This window comes from Spinactinospora alkalitolerans, assembly GCF_013408795.1.
In the GTDB taxonomy this organism is placed as follows: Bacteria; Actinomycetota; Actinomycetes; order Streptosporangiales; family Streptosporangiaceae; genus Spinactinospora; species Spinactinospora alkalitolerans.
In genome coordinates this window covers 5,609,295-5,628,493 of the sequence record NZ_JACCCC010000001.1, presented here as the reverse complement: position 1 = coordinate 5,628,493, position 19,199 = coordinate 5,609,295, and the positions used below count along the sequence as shown (strand labels likewise).

General features: G+C 70.6%; 15 protein-coding genes. 11 read left to right on the top strand and 4 right to left on the bottom strand.

The features are described from left to right. Window positions 1-42: 42 nt before the first annotated feature. The 3 genes from lysX (at window position 43) to HDA32_RS25085 (ending at window position 3,089) form a co-directional block, all read left to right on the top strand. Entirely contained in the window at window positions 43-1,539 is a 1,497-nt protein-coding gene (gene lysX, locus HDA32_RS25095) for a bifunctional lysylphosphatidylglycerol synthetase/lysine--tRNA ligase LysX (protein WP_179645518.1), read from the top strand. 650 nt (window positions 1,540-2,189) lie between these two features. After that, the gene (locus tag HDA32_RS25090; protein WP_179645517.1) at window positions 2,190-2,495 is read left to right on the top strand and encodes a LuxR C-terminal-related transcriptional regulator; all 306 of its coding nucleotides are present in this window, start codon (window positions 2,190-2,192) and stop codon (window positions 2,493-2,495) included. Window positions 2,496-2,564: 69 nt separating this feature from the next. Further along, on the top strand, window positions 2,565-3,089 hold the full coding sequence (locus tag HDA32_RS25085) for an amino-acid N-acetyltransferase (RefSeq protein WP_179645516.1): 525 nt from the start codon (window positions 2,565-2,567) through the stop codon (window positions 3,087-3,089). Between the two features lie 261 nt (window positions 3,090-3,350). Here the strand turns inward: HDA32_RS25085 and HDA32_RS25080 are convergent, their stop codons facing one another. Further along, window positions 3,351-6,569: a UvrD-helicase domain-containing protein gene (locus HDA32_RS25080; protein ID WP_179646942.1), complete on the bottom strand. Its 3,219-nt coding sequence runs from the start codon at window positions 6,567-6,569 to the stop codon at window positions 3,351-3,353. 569 nt (window positions 6,570-7,138) lie between these two features. Between HDA32_RS25080 and HDA32_RS31025 the strand changes: the two genes are divergently transcribed. The 4 genes from HDA32_RS31025 to HDA32_RS25065 all read left to right on the top strand — a co-directional run bounded on the left by HDA32_RS31025 (window position 7,139) and on the right by HDA32_RS25065 (window position 11,933). Then, a complete protein-coding gene (locus HDA32_RS31025) occupies window positions 7,139-7,414 on the top strand; it encodes a hypothetical protein (protein WP_246335235.1) in 276 nt (91 codons plus the stop codon). A gap of 220 nt (window positions 7,415-7,634) precedes the next feature. Beyond that, the gene (locus tag HDA32_RS25075; RefSeq protein ID WP_179645515.1) at window positions 7,635-7,970 is read left to right on the top strand and encodes a histone-like nucleoid-structuring protein Lsr2; all 336 of its coding nucleotides are present in this window, start codon (window positions 7,635-7,637) and stop codon (window positions 7,968-7,970) included. Window positions 7,971-8,434: 464 nt separating this feature from the next. After that, window positions 8,435-10,942, top strand: coding sequence for an ATP-dependent Clp protease ATP-binding subunit (locus HDA32_RS25070; RefSeq protein WP_179643634.1), 2,508 nt, complete (start codon window positions 8,435-8,437; stop codon window positions 10,940-10,942). Window positions 10,943-11,210: 268 nt separating this feature from the next. Beyond that, window positions 11,211-11,933 (top strand): thioredoxin-like domain-containing protein, encoded by a 723-nt coding sequence (locus HDA32_RS25065; RefSeq protein ID WP_246334476.1) that lies wholly within the window; start codon window positions 11,211-11,213, stop codon window positions 11,931-11,933. Window positions 11,934-12,125: 192 nt separating this feature from the next. Here HDA32_RS25065 and HDA32_RS25060 read toward each other — a convergent pair whose 3' ends face one another. After that, window positions 12,126-13,001: an iron-sulfur binding domain-containing protein gene (locus HDA32_RS25060; protein WP_179645514.1), complete on the bottom strand. Its 876-nt coding sequence runs from the start codon at window positions 12,999-13,001 to the stop codon at window positions 12,126-12,128. A gap of 95 nt (window positions 13,002-13,096) precedes the next feature. Between HDA32_RS25060 and HDA32_RS25055 the strand changes: the two genes are divergently transcribed. After that, window positions 13,097-13,837: a hypothetical protein gene (locus tag HDA32_RS25055; protein ID WP_312863321.1), complete on the top strand. Its 741-nt coding sequence runs from the start codon at window positions 13,097-13,099 to the stop codon at window positions 13,835-13,837. Between the two features lie 27 nt (window positions 13,838-13,864). Here the strand turns inward: HDA32_RS25055 and radA are convergent, their stop codons facing one another. Then, window positions 13,865-15,226 carry a DNA repair protein RadA gene (gene radA / locus HDA32_RS25050; protein WP_179645512.1) on the bottom strand — a complete coding sequence of 454 codons (1,362 nt, stop codon included), beginning with the start codon at window positions 15,224-15,226 and terminating at the stop codon, window positions 13,865-13,867. A 303-nt stretch (window positions 15,227-15,529) separates the two neighbouring features. Here radA and HDA32_RS25045 point away from each other — a divergent pair, with 303 nt between their 5' ends. Both HDA32_RS25045 and HDA32_RS25040 read left to right on the top strand, forming a co-directional pair. After that, window positions 15,530-16,435 carry an SGNH/GDSL hydrolase family protein gene (locus HDA32_RS25045; protein ID WP_179645511.1) on the top strand — a complete coding sequence of 302 codons (906 nt, stop codon included), beginning with the start codon at window positions 15,530-15,532 and terminating at the stop codon, window positions 16,433-16,435. A gap of 158 nt (window positions 16,436-16,593) precedes the next feature. Then, on the top strand, window positions 16,594-17,277 hold the full coding sequence (locus tag HDA32_RS25040) for a hypothetical protein (protein WP_179645510.1): 684 nt from the start codon (window positions 16,594-16,596) through the stop codon (window positions 17,275-17,277). Between the two features lie 178 nt (window positions 17,278-17,455). Here the strand turns inward: HDA32_RS25040 and HDA32_RS25035 are convergent, their stop codons facing one another. Continuing rightward, window positions 17,456-18,166: a class I SAM-dependent methyltransferase gene (locus HDA32_RS25035; RefSeq protein WP_179645509.1), complete on the bottom strand. Its 711-nt coding sequence runs from the start codon at window positions 18,164-18,166 to the stop codon at window positions 17,456-17,458. 56 nt (window positions 18,167-18,222) lie between these two features. On the opposite strand from HDA32_RS25035, the gene HDA32_RS25030 reads away from it, so the two are divergent. Next, a complete protein-coding gene (locus HDA32_RS25030; protein WP_179645508.1) occupies window positions 18,223-19,191 on the top strand; it encodes a sugar phosphate isomerase/epimerase family protein in 969 nt (322 codons plus the stop codon). Window positions 19,192-19,199 lie beyond the last annotated feature (8 nt).

Sequence of the window (19,199 nt, the reverse complement as noted above, 5' to 3'; positions counted from 1 at the left end):
CGAGCGTCAGCCGTTTCCGTGATCGCCGATAGGATCGACTGCGTGAGTGACGCGCTGGACGATTCCTACGAGGACCTGCCCGAACAGATGCGGGTCCGCCGCGAGAAGCTGGACCGCCTGCGGGAGGGCGGGGTCGACCCCTACCCCGTCACCTTTCCCCGCACGACCTCCATCTCCGCGATCCGTGAGAAACACGGGGACCTCGCTCCGGACGAGACCACCGGCGAGCGGGTCGGGATCGCCGGCAGGGTCATGCTCTACCGCACCGGCGGCAAGCTGTGCTTCGCCACCATCCGCGACTCCTCCGGCGACATGCAGATCATGCTGTCGCTGGACCGGCTCGGCGCCGACTCCCTGGCCTCGTGGAAGGGCGACGTCGACCTGGGCGACCACGTGGGCGTCGAGGGCGAGGTCATCACGTCGCGGCGCGGTGAGCTGTCGGTCATGGTCGAGTCCTGGACGCTGACCGCCAAGTGCCTGCGTCCGCTGCCGGAGAAGCACCGGGGGCTCACCGACCCCGAGGCCAGGGTCCGCCGCCGCTACGTCGACCTGATCGTCAACCCCGAGTCGCGCGACATGGTGTACCAGCGCTCCCGGGCCGTCCGCGCGCTGCGCGAGACGCTGCAGGAGCGCGGCTACACCGAGGTCGAGACCCCGATGCTGCAGCAGGTGCACGGCGGCGCGACGGCGCGCCCCTTCACCACCCACATCAACGCCTACGACCTCGACCTCTACCTGCGCATCGCGCCGGAGCTCTACCTCAAGCGCATGGTCGTGGGCGGGATCGAGAAGGTCTTCGAGATCAACCGCAATTTCCGCAACGAGGGCGCGGACTCCACGCACAACCCCGAGTTCACGATGCTGGAGTTCTACCAGGCCTACGCCGACTACAACGTGATGGCCGACCTCACCCGCGAGCTCGTCCTGAGCGCCGCGCGGGCGGTCTTCGGCGGCACCGTGGTCCGGCGCGGCGAGGAGGAGGTCGACCTCGGCGGCGAGTGGCCCTCGGTCACGCTCTACGGTGCGGTCTCCGAGGCGCTGGGCGAGGAGGTCACCCCGCGGACGGCCCTTGAGGCGGTGCGCAAGGCCGCCGACGCCCGCGGGGTCGAGTGGAGCCCCGACTGGGGCCAGGGCAAGCTGGTCGAGCACCTCTTCGAGGAGCTGGTCGAGCACACCCTGGTCCGGCCGACGTTCGTCCGGGACTACCCGGTGGAGACCAGCCCGCTGGTGCGCCGGCACCGCGAGGACCCGCTGCTGACCGAGAAGTGGGATCTCATCGGGTTCGGCATGGAGATGGGCACCGGTTACTCGGAGCTGGTCGACCCGGTGGAGCAGCGGCGCCGACTCACCGAGCAGTCGCTGCTGGCCGCCGGCGGCGACCCCGAGGCCATGCAGCTCGACGAGGACTTCCTCCGGGCACTCGAATACGCCATGCCGCCCTCCGGCGGCGTCGGAATGGGCGTCGATCGCCTTCTCATGGCGTTCACCGGAAAGAACATCCGCGAAACCATTCTGTTCCCGTTGGTGAAGCCCGGTTGACGGGCGGGCCTCCCCCGTGCCCTGCGCGGAGGAGGCCCGTGGCCACCGCCGATGTGTCCGAGACCACGTTCCGCGGCTGGCCGGGGACGGCCAATGTTGAATCCGCTGGCCAATGGGCCTGTCTTCATGGTCACTTTGAGAATACTCTTTGAGGCTCTGGAGCTCTCTTTCCCGTCTGGGAGACGGAGATTATCTCCGCAGGTCAGTACGCGTGTCGTAGGTTCTCGCGATTACTTTTCGTGACAGAGGTGAGCCGTTTGACCACGCTGTGTCAATAAATAGACCTTGACGGTCCGTCGTCATCCGCTTAGCGTTTCGAAGCGAGCGGAGAATTCCGCGTGTTTGTCGTAGCGGATCTACCATGACGGTGAGTGAGGATGGCTGAGAGCGGCTCCGGCGGTTTCCAGCATCCATTGCCGAGTGCGTCTTCGCGCGATCTGTCCGTCCCAGATCGCGGCGACCGGGCGCTCGAACCCTCCCCGCGCTCCGATCCTCGTTTCCGTGCCAGGGAAACGAGGACGAGGGTGCCGGGGGCGGTGTTCGGGGCGAGGCCCAGGCGCGCGCGGCAGAAGGCTCCGGCCTGCGCTCTTCCGAGGTCCCTGCGGCGACGAGTTGTTGTTCCGCACTCACCACGGATGAGGGAGGACGGAGTGGAACAGGCCACACTCGTGCGTCACGCCATCAAAGAGCCCAGCGTCCCGTCGCTGCGGGAGGCCATCGTGCCGCCTCTCGCTTCGCCGCGTGACGGAGGGCCGAGCGTGCACCCGAACCTGAGCGATGACGAGATCCAGTTGCTGGCGGAGATTGCCACCGGTGTCACCACCGATGTCGCGGCGCGCCGACTCGAGCTGAGCGCACGCACGCTGCGGCGCCGACTGCGCTCCATCTGCGACCGCCTCGGGGTCAACACCCCGATCGAGGCCGTCGTGTGGGCGGCCCGCAGGCAGCTCATCTGAATCCATTCCCGGGCGACCCGGCCCGGTCCCCGCGGCGCAGAGGAGGACCCGGGGGTAATCTGGCCGGTTATGTCGCCCATCCAGGTCACCATCCGCCGTGCGCGGACACACGATGTCGCCCGCATCCGCCGACTCGTCGACACCTTCAGCGGAGAGCGCCGGGTGCTGTCCAAGAGCACGGTCAACCTCTACGAGGACGTCCAGGAGTTCCGGGTGGCCGAGGCCGACGACGGGGAGCAGTGCACCGTCGTCGGCTGCGGCGCCCTCCACGTCCTCTGGGAGGACCTCGCCGAGGTGCGCACGGTCGCGGTCGACCCCGCGGTCCAAGGGACCGGCGTGGGCCACCGCATCGTCGCCGACCTGCTCGACACGGCCCGCGAACTCGGGGTGCGCAGGGTCTTCTGCCTCACCTTCGAGACGGACTTCTTCGGCAGGCACGGCTTCCGGCCGATCCAGGGCACCCCCGTGCCGCCGCGGGTGTACGAGGAACTCCTGCGCTCCTACGACGAGGGCGTCGCGGAGTTCCTCGACCTGGAGCGCGTCAAGCCCAACACCCTCGGCAACGTCCGGATGCTGGTGCATCTGGACGCCTGAGCCGAGGCCGTGAGCCCGCGGTGACCGGGCGATGGCGCACGTCGGCCTCAGTCACCGGGAGTTTTCGACCTGAGCCCCGAGCCGGAGCTTCGCGGTGACCGGGCGATCCTCTCGCGTGGCCGAAGGCCCCCCAAAGGGATCGCCCCGGCGCCGCGCCGCCCACGCCGCCACCACGGGTGCCAGACCGAAACCATGATGTCGGCGTGTACCCGAGGCGACAGGTCTGCTTCGCGCGCGAGGGCGATCTCCGTGAAACCGCTGTCACATCAGCCGCAACTGCCGGTCCCTGGGGCGCTTGCGGGTGGCGGACTCCTCGTCGACCGGCATGGTCAGGGATCCGTCGATCGAGGAGAGGAACGGTGAGGGCGCCGCCTCGTGCGCGGTGCCGCGGCGGGTGCGGCGGCGGGCGCGGGAGAGGTAGAGGCGCTGCTGGGCGCGGGTGACGCCGACGAAGAACAGCCGACGCTCCTCGGCCTCGTCGTCGCGTTCGGCCCCGGGGAAGCGGAACGGCAGCATGCCGTCCTCGCAGCCCACCATGAACACCACCGGGTACTCCAGGCCCTTCGCCGCGTGCAGGGTCAGCAGCGCGACCCGGTCGGCGCGCGGGTCGAGGGCGTCGACCTCGGCGCCCAGCGCCAGCGCGGAGAGGAACTCCGCGAGGTCGGCGCCGTGCCGCCGCGCGAGCGGCAGCACCAGCTCACCGGCCGTGCGCAGGTCGGTGACCAGCTTCTCGTCACCGGAGTGCCGCTCGCACAGCAGCGCGACGGCGGAGCGGACCCGGTCGGTGAGCGGTCCCTCCGGGTGATGCGGGAGCTCGTCTGCGACCAGTCGCACCGCGGGCCGGGCCAGCAGCCGGTCGTGCGAGCGCTTCTGGAACGGCACGCCCGCGGTGTTGAACGCGCTGATGACCGCGTCGCTCTGGGCCGCGGTGCGGTACAGCACGCAGATGTCGCCGAAGGACAGGTCGCCGTCGCCCTCCTCGGTGACCCGGCCGCTGTCCAGCGAGTGCCAGGACGTCCCGCCGAGCAGCCGGTCGATCGCGCGGGCCACGAAGGAGGCCTCGGCGCGCTCGTCGGCGGCGACGTGCACGCCGATCCGCGGAGGGTCGGTGAAGGCGCCGACCGCGCGCAGCTCCCGGCCCGGGACCAGCGACGCCGGCGCGATGGCCTGTACGGCCGCGGTCACGATCGTCGCGTTCGAGCGGTAGTTGCGGGTCAGCCGGACGGTGCGGGCGTCGGGGAAGTCGGTGCCGAACCGCAGGAAGAACCCCACGTCGGCACCCCGGAAGCCGTAGATGGCCTGGTCGGGGTCGCCGATCGCGGTGATGTTGCCGCCGGGGCCGGTGAGCAGCCCCAGCAGGGCGTACTGCGTCTCGTCGATGTCCTGGTACTCGTCCACGCTGATCCAGCGCCACCGCTCGCGGTAGCGCGCGGCCAGCCCGTCGTCGGCCCGCAGCAGTCGGACCGGCAGCGCCAGCAGGTCGGCGAAGTCCACCAGGTCGTCCTCGCGCAGCCCGCGCTCGTAGGCCGCCAGCGCCTCGTCGGGCTGCTCGGCGATCCCGTCGCGCCTGGCCAGCAGTTGACGGGCCTCCTGCTCCGAGCCGGTCACCGCCCTGGCGATCGCCGCCCGCTGCTCCTCGTCGGCGACCCGGAACCGCTCCGTGAGCCCGGCGCGCCCGTGCTGCTCGCGCAGGATGAGCGCGCCCAGGCCGTGGAACGTGGTGACGGTCATCCGCCCGGCGACCTCCGCGCCCAGCAGGGCGGTGAGCCGCTCCTCCAGCTCCTCGGCGGCCCTGCGGGTGAAGGTGATCGCCAGGCACTGCTCGGCCGGCACGTCCCGCTCGGCGACCAGGTGCGCGATCCGGTGCGTGACCGTCCGGGTCTTGCCGGTGCCCGGCCCGGCGACGATCAGCAGCGGACCGCCGGGGCGCTCCGCCGCCGTGCGCTGATCGGGGTCGAGCCCGTCGAGGAGCCCGTGCGGGCGGCGGTTCGGGTCCTGCGGGCTCTCGGGGAAGAGGGCCGGGTCGGCGTCGTCGGTCGGGGCCGCGGCGGCCAGCGTCCCCGGACCGCCGCCGGAGGGACCGGGGTCGGACGGGGCGTCGTCGCCGTCGTCGCCGTCGGCGGCCCGGGTCCGCTTCGCGGCCGGCTTCTTCTTCGCCGCGGGGCGCCGCTTCGTCGGCTTCGGCGCGATCTCGTGCTCCTCGAACAGGGCCGGCTCGCTCGCGGCGGCCCTGAGCTCCTCGGGTTCGAACATCCGGATGACGCCGTACTCGCCGTCGTAGCCGGCGTCCCTGATGACCTCGCCCCGGCGCAGCCGGGAGACGGCCTCGCCGAGCAGTTCGCCGCCGGCCCTGCCGACCTCGTCCAGCGGGGCGGAGTGCAGGATGGTCAGCTCGGAGCCGAGCGTGGCCACCAGCCGGGAGACCTCTCCCATGACGCGCTTGCTCTTGGGGCCCACGCCGACGATCTCGCTGACGATCTCCGGCAGCGGCACCAGGTTGGTGAACCCGGCCGCACCGGGCACCCGGTAGCCCTCGGCGCGGTCGGCGAGCTCGTGGATGCGGTGGAACACGCCCACGGTCAGCGGCCGCCCGCACACCGGGCAGCGCCCCTTGTGCGCGCGGGTGAGTTCGGGGTCGAACCGCACGTCGCATTTGCGGTGCCCGTCGAGGTGGTATTTGCCCTCTTCGGGAAAGAACTCCACCGAGCCGCGGAATCCCTCCCCGGTCTCCAGCGAGCGCCGGATCGCGTAGTAGTCCAGGTCGGTGTCGAAGCGCGTCGCCTCGCGGGCCAGCATCGGCGGCGAATGCGCGTCGGAATTGCTGACCAGGGTGTAGGAATCCAGCGACGATACCATCCAGTTCATCGCCGGGTCGCTGGAGAGCCCGGTCTCCACGGCGAAGACGTGCTCGGAGAGGTCGGCGTAGCAGTCCGCGATGGCGTCGAAACCGGATTTGGAACCCAGCGCCGAGAACCACGGCGTCCACACGTGCGCTGGGACGAGGTAGGAGCCGGGGTCGCTGGAGAGGGTGATCTCCAGCAGGTCGCGCGAATCCAGTCCGAGGATGGGGCGGCCGTCGGAGGCGAGATTGCCGATCTTCGCCAAATCCGCGGTGATGGCCTCCGCCGCCGCCATCGTCGGGGCGTAGAGCAAATGGTGTACCTTCCGGGTGTGCCCGTCCCGTTTGTAGATGGTGGAGATCTCCACGGAGAGCATGAAGCGCGGAAGTCTCCGACAAGTGGGGGGCAGCGTCCGGGCGATCCGGTCCTCGATTTCCGGGTGCAGCCGGAACAGCCCCGGTTCGGCCGGCACCAGATTGGCCCGCAGCTCCTCGCGCCAGGCGGGGTGAGTGAAATCACCGGTGCCCACGAGGTCAATGCCCTTGCGGGCGGCCCACCAGGCCAGGTGCTCGAGGTCGCAATCCCTGCTGCAAGCCCGTGAGTACTTGGAGTGGATATGTAGATCAGCGTGGAACTCCACGACGAGGCCTCCCAATGCCCACAGTGACGGGCTTGTCGGCACTTACGCCACTCTTAGGCGGGGTGCTTGACTCTTCTCCGTTACGGTGCCACGATCCCACAACTCGGCATCCTCTTAGGCCTAATGCCCACGGAGGCGGGGAGCAGTATAGATCGAGGTAATCTGTGCATCGCGACCAAGAAGTCACGGTCGTCTTGTTCGCCCTGCACGTGGCGCGGGCGGTTTGGGAACCAGTTGGATATTCTGGGGCGGTCGACCGGCACGGGGCCGAACGTTTGTGTTCCCCGGCGGCTACGGGGAGTCGTCTTTCCGGTCGCGATCCCCGTGTTTAAGGGCGATCGGGAACCCGCCGCGATACCGGACCTCTTTGGGGCCGGAGTTAAGGCGGCCCGGACCGAAACCCCGCCCCGCGCCGTCCGCGGTGCCGGGGTGAGAGGTTGCCGGGTCCGGGCCGCCGAGGCCATCCACGGGGGGCGTGAGGAGACGACACGACGTGGGCGTAAGCTGGCCAGAGCCCCAACGGGGGTAATTACTGCATAAAGTAACAACAAGGAAGGGGTTTGCGTGCGATGTGGGATGTTTTGTCGGCGCTGATCCCCCCTGCTGTTGTCGCGACGGTCTTCTGCACGTTCATCTACCGGCTGCTCCGCAAGGAGATGGCTCCGAGAACGTCGGATGGGCGGCTGATCGGTGAAGCAGGCGCCGCGCCGAGTACCGGCGCCCCGGAGGCCGAAACGGCGTCGCGGGCCGATACCGATGCCGTTACGTCGGAGGACGGGGCAAAGGGTGCACGGGGCTCTTCGAGTGAAGTCCCGGGCGCCGAACGCGGTCCTGGCAACCGCTAACCGGCAACGTTAGGGAATGGGACACGCCTCCCCGGCGTTATAGGCCCCTGGCCCCCTCGGCCAGGGGCGTATCGGCCGCACGGCCGGAGTTATCGAGACGCTCCCGGATCCGGGATAGCGGAGGCGGTTTTGCCACGCCGAGAATTGTCTTTCCCGCTGTATCCGGTATAGCTTTGTTTTTATAGTGCCATCGCACTTCTCTGCTGAAAGGTCCGTATCCATGGCGCAAAAGGTTCAGGTTCTTCTCGTCGACGATCTCGACGGTGGCGAGGCAGAGGAGACGGTCTCGTTCGCGGTCGACGGTTCCTCCTACGAGATCGACCTCAGCGGCGACAACGCCGCCAAGCTTCGCGACGCTCTGGCTCCGTTCGTCGATGCCGCCCGCAAGGCTCCGGCCAAGGGCGGCCGCGGCGGCCGTCGCCAGCAGCGCAACGCGCCCAGCCGTGAGCGCAGCGCGGAAATCCGCGCCTGGGCCAAAGCGGCGGGCAAGCAGGTCAACGAGCGCGGCCGCATCCCGGCGTCGATCGTCGCCGAATACGAGGCGGCCCAGCGCTAGGGCGCTTCCGCACCGTCGCCGACGGTGCGGAAGGGGCCTCCGCCGGCCCGGCGAAGCGCGATCCGGTGGAGTTCCGCCCGGCGAAAAACGTTGTTCGCTCAGAGCAAATAGCATCACGAACACGCAGCACGGCCCGTGTTCCCTCAGTTGGTGAGGGGCGCGGGCCGTTCGCTTGCGGCGTACTCCGGAACAGCGAAGGCCCGATTGGTAGTTGGATGAGGGTGAACGCCCTATCGTCGGGGAAAGTCTCTTGCACGGGTGGTAGTAGAACATCCGTGCGGGATGTGTTCGCCGGGTCGGCCGGAAAGCCGGGTGGTGCGGCGAACGGGTGCGGTGCCGCTCCCGGGAGGTTTTTCTCCTGTGGGGGTCCGTGGCCTTCACCGTTGGCGCCGTTGTGTGTGGTGGGTGTGTGGGACCGGGGGTCGCCTGGTCCTGGCCGGCTGCTGTGTGAGGAGCGACGAGAGATGTTCGAGAGGTTTACCGACCGCGCGCGGCGGGTGGTGGTTCTGGCCCAGGAGGAGGCCAGGATGTTGAACCACAACTACATCGGGACTGAGCACATCCTGCTGGGTCTGATCCATGAGGGTGAGGGCGTCGCTGCCAAGGCGTTGGAGAGTCTGGGGATCAGCCTGGAGGCGGTGCGTCAGCAGGTTGAGGAGATCATCGGGCAGGGCCAGCAGGCGCCTTCGGGGCATATTCCGTTCACGCCGCGGGCCAAGAAGGTGTTGGAGCTGTCGTTGCGGGAGGCGCTGCAGCTGGGGCACAACTACATCGGTACCGAGCACATCCTTCTTGGTCTGATCCGTGAGGGTGAGGGTGTGGCGGCCCAGGTGCTGGTGAAGTTGGGGGCTGATCTGAACCGGGTGCGCCAGCAGGTGATTCAGCTGCTGCACGGTTATCAGGGCAAGGAGCCTCAGGCGGCGGGGGCGGCGTCGGAGTCGGCGCCGTCGACGTCGCTGGTGCTGGATCAGTTCGGCCGCAACCTGACCCAGGCGGCGCGTGAGTCCAAGCTGGATCCGGTGATCGGGCGCGACAGTGAGATCGAGCGGGTGATGCAGGTGCTGTCGCGGCGCACCAAGAACAACCCGGTGCTGATCGGTGAGCCGGGGGTGGGCAAGACCGCGGTGGTGGAGGGCCTGGCCCAAAAGATCGTCAAGGGCGAGATCCCGGAGACGTTGAAGGACAAGCAGCTCTACACCCTGGATCTGGGCGCGCTGGTGGCCGGGTCGCGGTATCGGGGGGATTTTGAGGAGCGGCTGAAGAAGGTGCTCAAGGAGATCCGGACCCGCGGCGACATCATCTTGTTCATTGATGAGCTGCACACCCTGGTCGGGGCGGGGGCGGCCGAGGGCGCGATCGACGCGGCCTCGATTCTGAAGCCGATGCTGGCCCGGGGGGAGCTGCAGACCATCGGGGCGACCACGTTGGATGAGTACCGCAAGCATTTGGAGAAGGACGCGGCGCTGGAGCGCCGGTTCCAGCCGATCCAGGTCGATGAGCCCACGATCGCGCACACGATCGAGATTTTGAAGGGGCTGCGGGACCGCTATGAGGCCCATCACCGGGTCTCCATCACCGATTCGGCGCTGGTGGCCGCGGCGCAGTTGGCCGACCGCTACATCTCCGACCGGTTCCTGCCGGACAAGGCGATCGATCTGATCGATGAGGCGGGCTCGCGGATGCGGATCCGGCGGATGACGGCGCCGCCGGATCTGCGCGAGTTCGACGAGAAGATCGCCGGGGTGCGCCGGGACAAGGAGTCGGCCATCGACGCCCAGGACTTTGAGAAGGCCGCGTCGCTGCGTGATGACGAGAAGCAGCTGCTGGGCCGGAAGGCCCAGCGGGAGAAGGAGTGGAAGGCCGGGGACATGGACGTGGTGGCCGAGGTCGGCGAGGAGTTGATCGCCGAGGTGCTGGCCACCGCGACCGGGATCCCGGTGTTCAAGCTCACCGAGGAGGAGTCCTCGCGGCTGCTGCGGATGGAGGAGGAGCTGCACAAGCGGGTGATCGGCCAGGAGGACGCGATCCGGGCGCTGTCGCAGGCGATCCGGCGCACCCGGGCGGGGTTGAAGGACCCCAAGCGTCCGGGGGGTTCCTTCATCTTCGCCGGGCCGTCGGGGGTGGGCAAGACCGAGTTGTCCAAGACGCTGGCGGAGTTCCTGTTCGGTGATGAGGAGGCGCTGATCCAGCTCGACATGAGCGAGTTCATGGAGAAGCACACCGTGTCGCGGCTGTTCGGGTCGCCGCCCGGCTATGTGGGCTATGAGGAGGGCGGTCAGCTGACCGAGAAGGTGCGGCGCAAGCCGTTCTCGGTGGTGCTGTTCGACGAGATCGAAAAGGCCCACTCCGACATCTTCAACTCGCTGCTGCAGGTGCTGGAGGAGGGCCGGCTCACCGACGCCCAGGGCCGCAACGTCGACTTCAAGAACACCGTGATCATCATGACCACCAACCTGGGCACCCGCGACATCTCCAAGGGCCAGGCGATGGGCTTTGCCAAGGAGGACGACTCCAAGACCAACTACGACCGGATGAAGGCCAAGGTCACCGAGGAGCTCAAGTCGCACTTCCGCCCGGAGTTTTTGAACCGGGTCGATGACACCATCGTGTTCCACCAGCTCACCGAGGACGAGATCGTCTCGATCGTGGATCTGATGGTGGACAAGCTCGACGAGCGGCTCAAGGACCGCGACATGGGCCTGGAGCTGCGGCCCGCGGCCAAGAGCCTGCTGGCCGAGCGCGGCTATGACCCGGTGCTGGGCGCGCGGCCGCTGCGGCGCACCATCCAGCGCGAGATCGAGGACCAGCTCTCGGAGAAGATCCTCTACGGCGAGGTCAGGGCCGGCCAGATCATCATCGTCGACACCGCCGGCGAAGGCGCCGAGGCCGCCTTCACCTTCCGCGGCGTGCCCAAGCCCGAGGCGGTGCCCGACACCCCCCGGGTCGAGCAGGCCGCAACCAACACCGACTGAGCACCACCCCACCCGCGGCAGGGGCGGCCCACCCGGCCGCCCCTCCCGCATGTCCGGGGACACCGCCGCGATGCGGTCTCCCGGATTCCGGACCGGGGGAGAACAGGGTAGGGTCCGCAGCGTGTCGAATCCGTCAGAGCCGCCGCCCCACAACGGCCCGCAGTGGGGCCCGCCTCAGGGACCATCGCAGGGTCCGCCCCAAGGGCCGCCCCCGCAGGGCCCGCCGCCCGGCCAGGGCCCCTACGGTCAGGTTCCCCCTGGTCAAGGCATGCCCGGTCCGCCGCAGCCCGGTCAGGGGCCGCACGCTTCCGGGCAGTTCCCGCCCGGGCCGCCCGGACCGCCGCACACGGGCCCGTACCCGCCGCAGGGTCCGCCGCCGCCGCAACGCAAGTCCGGCGTCTCGCTGTGGTGGGCCCTCGGCGCGGGCGCGTTCCTTCTGGTGCTGCTGGCCGGCACGAGTGCGGTCGTCTTCTTCATGGACGGCTCCGGCAGCGGGGCCGGCGCCCACCCCGGGCTCGCCCAGGGACGGGAGGAGTCCGGTGACGTCCCCGGTGTGCAGACCTTCGACGGGCTGTCCTACGACCACACCCCCGGCGATGTGAGCTACCCGCAGAGCCCTCCGACCGGCGGCGAGCACGCGCCGGAATGGCTGAACTGCGGCGTCTACGACGAGGAGGTGCCGGAGGAGAACGCCGTGCACTCCATGGAGCACGGCGCGGTGTGGATCACCTACGACCCCACGATCCCGCAGGCCGACATCGACACTCTGCGCTCGCTGTACTCGCCCGGCTCCTACGTCCTGGTCAGCCCGGTGTCCGGACTTCCGGCGCCGGTCGTCGCCTCCGCGTGGGGCAAGCAGCTCGGCGTCGACTCCGCGGACGACGAGCGGCTGCTGGACTTCCTCGCCGCCTACGAGCAGGGCCCGCAGACCCTGGAACCCGGCGCCCCCTGCTCCGGCGCCCTCGGCGGCGAGACGGGGCAGCCCGCCTAGGGCTAGTGCCGCGAGTTGAGAAGTGGGTGGGGTTGTCGAGGGTGTTGCGAGTCCGGGGCTCCCTCGGCCGAAATCTGCGGGGTCAGGCTGTCGTCAGCGCTGGCGCGCTGACAACAGCCTCCCCAGGCCCGCAGTGGTCCGGCGGGGCCTGGAAACACCCACCTTTCCCGTCAACGGATCCGGTGCCCTGAGTCAGGCCGGCAGGGCGTAGTCACCGTCCTCCAAGGGGTCCACCAGGCCGTCGGCGACCAGGGCGTCCAGCGCGCGCTCGCGTTGCACCGGCTCGTCCCACACCGCGTCGAGCGCCGACTTGGGCACCGGGCCGGTGGCGTCCCGCAGGACGGCCAGCAGCCTGCCGCGCACCTGCCGGTCGGTGCCCGCGTAGGTCTGGCCGCGCCGGGGCGGGCCGTCATGGGCCGGCCTGCCGGCCAGCACCCAGGCGCACCCGTCGATGACGGGGCACTCCGCGCACTTGGGGGAGCGGGCCGTGCACACCAGCGCGCCCAGTTCCATCACCGCCACACCCCAGCGCGCGGCGACCGCCGGCTCCGGCGGGAGCAGCGACTCGGCGAGGCGCGCCTCGCTCCGTGTCGGGGTTTTCGGCGGGTACTCAACTCCGGTTTCCACGCGAGCGAGCACCCGGCGGACGTTGGTGTCGAGGATCGCGTGCCGCTGGCCGAACGCGAAGCCGGCCACGGCGGCGGAGGTGTAGGCGCCGACGCCGGGCAGCGCCAGCAGGTCGGCGTGGGAGTCGGGGACCCGGCCCCCATGGCGCTCCACGATCGCGCGGGCGCAGGCGTGCAGGTTCAGGGCGCGGCGGGGGTATCCCAGCCTGTTCCACATGCGTACGGCCTCGCCGGCGGGCTCGGCGGCCAGGTCGGCCGGCGTCGGCCAGCGCCGCATCCACGCCTCCCAGGCAGGCAGTACCCGCGCCACGGGCGTCTGCTGGAGCATGACCTCGCTGACCAGAACGCCCCAGGGGGTGGTGTCGGCACGGCGCCACGGGAGGTCGCGCGCATTGGCCTCATACCACGCTAGAACCGCTGCGCTGTAAGGGTTTTCGTTCATACGCAATCAGATGTCCAACGGCGGGTTGAGTAGGTGCAAAGTTTGAAAGCCGGGATACTACGCCCATGGCCTCAAGCACTGGACACCCGGGACCCGTGAGCCCTGAGACGTACTGGAAACGACGTGTCTTCGTGCTGGCCGGGCTACTCGTGGTCGTGGCGCTGATCGTCTACGCGTGTTCGAGGCCGTCCTCGGACGAGGGGCAGCGGGCCGCCGACTCCGGCGCCGCCACCGAGGAGACCCCGGACGAGTCCGCCTCCCCCAGTATCCCAGCCTCCCCGTCCGCGAGCGACGCCCCGAGCGCGAGCCCGGCCCCGGGAGGCGAGGAGGGCGGCGGGGACTCCGGCGGCGACTCGGGCGGCGGATCCGGCGGCGGTTCCGACGACGGGGACGAGAACAGGGGAGCCGGCAAGGACGGCGCGATCCCGGCGCCGGAGCAGCCGGAGGACCTCTGCCGGCCCGATGACGTCGTGACGACGCTGTCGGCGGACCGGGAGGACTACTCCTCGGGCGTCGAACCGCGGTTCGACATCACCGTGGTCAACACCGACGACCAGACCTGCACCGTCGATGTGGGCCCCAAGGCCATGGAGCTGCGGATCACATCGGGCGAAGATCGGGTCTTCTCCACCGCCGACTGCGTGCGGGGCGACGGCACCGACAAGGAGCAGTTGCGCCGCGGCGTCCCCCACACGGTCACCGTCGAGTGGGACCGCGAGCGCTCCTGGGAGGACTGCCGCGACTCCGACGTCAACGCCCGCGCCGGCACCTACGTCGCGTCCCTGAAGTCCGACTACGACAACGAAGCCGAGGACCAGGTGTTCCGGCTGAACTAGCGGATCGGCCCGGACGGCCCCGCACCGTCACGACCTGCGCTTGGCCGGCAGGGCCAGGCGCAGGGCCTCGCCGAGGTCGTCCACCCCGATGGTCTCGATGCCCTCAACGGGTTCCTCGCTGTGCCGGGGCACGATCGCCTTGGTGAAGCCGAGTCGCTGGGCCTCCATCAGGCGGCGCTGCACGCCGCTGACCGCGCGGACGTCGCCGGCCAGGCCGACCTCGCCGACGGCGACCAGGCCGCGGGGCAGCGGAAGGTCGGTGTGGGAACCGGCGAGCGCCAGGGCCAGGGCGAGGTCGACCGAGGGTTCGCCCAGCCGGACGCCGCCCACGGTGGAGGCGTAGACGTCGGAGGCGCCGACGCGCAGGTTCGCCCGGCGTTCCAGCACGGCCATCACCATCGCCACCCGCGCCGAGTCGAGGCCGGAGGTGGCGCGGCGCGGCTGGGGCAGCGCCGTGGGCGCCACCAGCGCCTGCACCTCGGCGATCAGCGGTCGGCGGCCTTCGAGGGTGACCGTGACGCAGGTGCCGGGCACCGGCTCGTTGCGGCGGGTCAGGAACAGCCCGCTGGGGTCGGGCAGGCCGATGATGCCGGAGTCGGTGAGTTCGAAGCACCCGATCTCGTCGGTGGGGCCGTAGCGGTTCTTCACCGCGCGCAGCATGCGCAACTGGGAGTGGCGGTCGCCCTCGAACTGCAGGACGACGTCGACCAGGTGCTCCAGCATCCTGGGGCCGGCGATGGAGCCGTCCTTGGTCACGTGGCCGACCAGGACGGTGGCGATGCCGCGCTCCTTGGCCAGCCGGATCAGCGCCCCGGCGACCTCGCGCACCTGGGTCACCCCGCCGGGGACGCCGGAGGCGTTGGGCGCGCTCATGGTCTGCACCGAGTCGACGATCAGCAGCCCGGGCGCGACGGCGTCGACGTGGCCGGCCAAGGCCGCCACGGAGGTCTCGGCGGCGAGGTAGAGCTTCGGCGCCAGCGCGCCCAGCCGCTCCGCCCGCAGCCGGACCTGGCCGGTGGACTCCTCGCCCGTGACGTAGAGCACGGGGCCGGCGTCGGCGTACAGCGCGGCGACCTCCAGCAGCAGCGTCGACTTGCCCACGCCGGGCTCGCCCGCGAGCAGCAGCACGCCGCCGGGGACGACGCCGCCGCCGAGCACGCGGTCGAGCTCGTCCAGTCCGGTGGCCGACGCGTGCGCGGCCTCGACGTCGATCTCGCTGATGGGCAGGGCGGGGGAGCCGACCCTGACCGGCTCCACCCCGCCCCAGGCCGGGGCCCCGGCCTCCTCGACGGTGCCCCATGCCTGGCATTCGCCGCAGCGTCCGACCCACTTCAGGGTCGTCCAACCGCACTCGGCACACCGGAACGTACTTTTCGCAGACCTGGCCATACCCGCACGCTAGCGCCCGCCACCGACAATCCGGCGGCCGTCCGCGGCGCACCCGGCGGAATCGGGCTCCGGGGGGACCGGGCCGTGCCTCCCCCGCTCTTCCGGGCCGGGCTCCGGGATCCGCGGTCCGCGGCCTCGCGTGGTGCGTGGACACCGCGTGCCCTTCTGCCTACTCTGCGTATTGCTACTGCTGCGTCAAGTGATTGGCCGCAGTCGGTCACGGTCGGTTGCGGGTGTTGACCGAGCGTGTGAATTCGGTCACGTTCGAGTGGCCCCGCTCATTCTCACTCCGAGGAGAACCGCGTGTCGCCTGACAGGACCGCACGCCGCGTCGTCGCGGCGGCCCTCGGCCTCGCCGGTGCCGTCACCGTCGCGGCCGCCCCGGCCCAAGCCGCCGACTCCGACCTCACCTCCCGCTACGTCGCCCTCGGCGACTCCTTCACCGCAGGCCCGCTGATCCCCGACCAGTACGGCGACCCGGTGTTCTGCCTGCGCTCCCGCAAGAACTACCCCAACGTCGTGGCGCGGGCGCTCGGCGTCGCCGACTTCCAGGACGCGAGCTGCTCGGGGGCGACCACCGAGCACATGACCGACCCCCAGGAGCTCCCGCTGGGGACGGAGAACGACCCGCAGTTCGACGCCCTGACCGAGGACACCACGCTGGTGACGCTGGGCGTCGGCGGCAACGACCTCGGATTCGGCGAGATCCTGCTCACGTGCGTCGGGCTCAGCGCCATCGACCCCACCGGCGACCCCTGCCGCACCTACTACACCGACGGGGACGGCGGCGACCGGCTCGCCGACCGGCTCGACGAGACCGGCGCCGAGGTCGCGGAGGTGCTGGCCGGGATCCGCGAGCGCAGTCCCGACGCGACGGTGGCGGTCGTCGGCTACCTGCAGATCCTGCCCGAGTCGCAGGGCTGCTGGCCGGTCGTGCCGATCGCCGAGGAGGACGTCGCCTACCTGGACCGGACCCAGACCCGGCTCAACGAGACGCTGGCCAAGGAGGCCGCCAACGCCGACGCCGTCTTCGTCGACGTCTTCGAACGCGGCCACGACGTGTGCTCCGCCCGCGACGACAAGTGGGTCGAGGGCATCTTCCCGACCAAGCCGGCCGCGCCGGTCCACCCCAACGAGACGGGGATGGCCGAGGCCGGAGCCAGGGTCGTGGAGGCCCTCGGCGGCGCGGCCCCGGCCCCGCTGGTTTAGAGGCGGCGCGAAAAACAGCACCGGCGGGCGGAACCGGATCACACCCGCACCGGTCTTACAAGGGAAAATCGACTCTTTTCGGGGCGCGGCCCGCGCCGGCCCCGCGCGCGGGCGCTCCTCCGGCGCCCGCGCCCCCCTTGTGAGAGAGGACCCCCGTGGTGGCTCCCCCTGCTTTCAAAACGTTTTCCCGCGTCACCTTCGGCCTGGCCGCGGCGGGCGCGGCCGTCGCGATCTCCGGGTGCAGCGTGCTCTTCCCGTTCGGCCAGAGGCAGCAGCCCCCGCCCGAGGTCTCCATGGACACGGCCGCCCCGGAGGAGACGGCCGCCGAGGCCCCGGCCGGCGAGCTGCGGAGCGGGCCGATCCCCGCGACCGCGCCGGAGTTCGACGACAGCCAACTGCCGCCGGAGCCGGGCGACAGCGCCTCGCCGGCCGAGCAGATCGAGTGGAACCTGCTCTCGGAGGTGAACTCGTTCGCGATGGTCTACGACCCGTCGTCCACGGCGGACTGCCCGGACACCACGGCCTCGGTGGACGAGACGATCACCTGCACCTCCACCTACCAGGGGATGACCAGCACCTGGACCGTCGACATCACCGGCGGCGAGTACTTCTTCAGCTACGAGTACCAGGCCGACGAGCTGGTCATGTCCCGCGAGATCGCCGAGGAGTCGCTGCGCTACTCCTACGACGCCGAGGCCGTCGCCTGCGACATGCAGGAGTACGAGCTGGTCACCCCCGGCGTCGACACCGGGTTCACCTGCCAGGCCCAGACCGAGTACGGACTGGAGACCTACACCATGGAGTCCTCCGCCTACGGCTCCCTGTACTTCTACTCGATGTAGCGCCGCGGGGCCGCGGCGCCGCGCTCGGGGCGGCCGGACTCCCGGAGAGCGGCGGCGGAGTACGCGCGGACCATCGGTCTTCGACGACCCGCCCAGGGGTGTCCCGCGTCGCGGGGCGCCCCTTCGGCGTCGTGCGGCCCGCGCCCGGCGGTCCGCGTCCCCGGCCGGGTGCGCCCGCTCAGTACTCCCGCCACCAGAGGTTGACCGCGTAGTCGACCTCCAGGCCGGGATGTGCCGAGACGACCTCCTCGGCGAGCTCCGGGGAGAACTCGATGCGTACCACCGCCTCGAAGTCCTCCCGCCGCCGGAACCGCCACCGCATCTCCAGGGGCCTGCGCTCGAAGCCCTGCGCGGCCCAGAAGCGCTCGACCGCAGCGGGGTCGTACCGGGGCAGGAAGCGCCGGAACCAGCCGCCGAACGTGCTGCGCGTGGCGTCGTTGTCGATGACGAACGCGACGCCGCCGCGGCGCACCACCCGCCTCAGCTCGGCCAGTCCCGGTTCGCATCCGGGGCCGAAGAAGTACGCCCAGCGCGCGTGCACCACCTCCACCGAGGCGTCGGCGACCGGCAGCCGCTGCGCGACGCCGGTGCGCACGGTGACGTTGGCCAGCCCGTGCGTCCGCGCTCCGGCCACGCCCGCGAGTTCGGCGTGCGGTTCGACGCCGGTGACCCAGCGGGCGCGCTCGGCGAAGCGGGGCAGGTGGAAGCCCGTGCCGCAGCCGATGTCCAGGACGTGCGCGCCGTCCCAGCCGCGGATCTCCCGCATGGCCGCCTCGATCACACCGTCGGGATCGACCGCCCGGTTCTCCAGTTCGTAGACCTGCGGGCTGTTCCAGATGTTGGGGCTGGGAATCGCCCCCGACACGGCGCTGTTCACGCGAGGGACCATAGCCGTATCCCGGGTGCGCGGGCCAAATCCCGCCGGTACCGCATAGGGTGGATGGAGTGAGCGCTATCCAGGTCCCAGACGCGCCCGTCGTCCTCTCGACGGCGTCGGTCTACCCGGAGAAGACCCCGGCGGCCTTCGAGATCGCCGCGCAGCTCGGCTACGACGGCGTCGAAGTCCTGGTCTCCACCGATCCGGTCAGCCAGGACATCGACATGCTCCGCCGGTTGTCCGACTACCACCAGGTCCCGATCCTGGCCGTGCACTCCCCGTGCCTGATCTTCACGCAGCGGGTGTGGGGCCGCGACCCGTGGGGCAAGCTGGTGCGCTCCAAGGAGATGGCCGAGGCCCTGGGGGCCAGGACCATCGTCGTGCACCCGGCCTTCAAGTGGCAGCGCGAGTACGCCAAGGACTTCGAGACCGGCATCGCGCGCATGCAGGACGAGACCGACGTCGTGTTCGCGGTGGAGAACATGTACCAGGTGCACATGCGCGGCAAGGAGGTCGTGCCCTACTCGCCGAGCTGGAACCCGCTGGACCGCGACTACCCCGACGTCACCCTGGACCTGTCGCACACCGCCATGTCCCGCTCCGACGCCATGGGCATGGCCAAGCAGCTCGGCGACCGGCTCTCCCACATCCACCTCGCCGACGGCATGGGCGGGCAGAACTTCGACGAGCACCTGATCCCCGGCCGCGGCGGCCAGCCCTGCGCCGAGCTGCTGGAGCACCTGGCCGGCTCCGGCTACGACCGCCAGATCGTCCTGGAGGTCAACACCCGCAAGGCGCCCGACAGCGCGGCCCGCCGGCTGGACCTCGCCGAGGCGCTCGCCTTCACCCGCCTGCACTTCGCGGGCGCCCGGGAGGGTGCCGCGGGGGAGTCCCGGCGGACCGCCTCCGCCAACGGCGGACCCGAGGGCGTGCGGCGGGACCGCCGCGAGCGGATCGCCATGCGGCACCGGCCCTCCGACGAGGAGCCGCGCGTGTTCGCGGTGGGGTCCGACGGCATCGTCGTCGGCGAGTCCTGAACGAACGA

Coding starts and splice junctions, on each gene's coding strand:
- HDA32_RS25085 (WP_179645516.1), top strand. CDS start 2,565: ATGTCGCCCATCCAGGTCACCATCCGCCGTGCGCGGACACACGATGTC.
- HDA32_RS31025 (WP_246335235.1), top strand. CDS start 7,139: ATGTGGGATGTTTTGTCGGCGCTGATCCCCCCTGCTGTTGTCGCGACG.
- HDA32_RS25075 (WP_179645515.1), top strand. CDS start 7,635: ATGGCGCAAAAGGTTCAGGTTCTTCTCGTCGACGATCTCGACGGTGGC.
- HDA32_RS25070 (WP_179643634.1), top strand. CDS start 8,435: ATGTTCGAGAGGTTTACCGACCGCGCGCGGCGGGTGGTGGTTCTGGCC.
- HDA32_RS25065 (WP_246334476.1), top strand. CDS start 11,211: ATGCCCGGTCCGCCGCAGCCCGGTCAGGGGCCGCACGCTTCCGGGCAG.
- HDA32_RS25060 (WP_179645514.1), bottom strand. CDS start 13,001: ATGAACGAAAACCCTTACAGCGCAGCGGTTCTAGCGTGGTATGAGGCC.
- radA (WP_179645512.1), bottom strand. CDS start 15,226: ATGGCCAGGTCTGCGAAAAGTACGTTCCGGTGTGCCGAGTGCGGTTGG.
- HDA32_RS25035 (WP_179645509.1), bottom strand. CDS start 18,166: ATGGTCCCTCGCGTGAACAGCGCCGTGTCGGGGGCGATTCCCAGCCCC.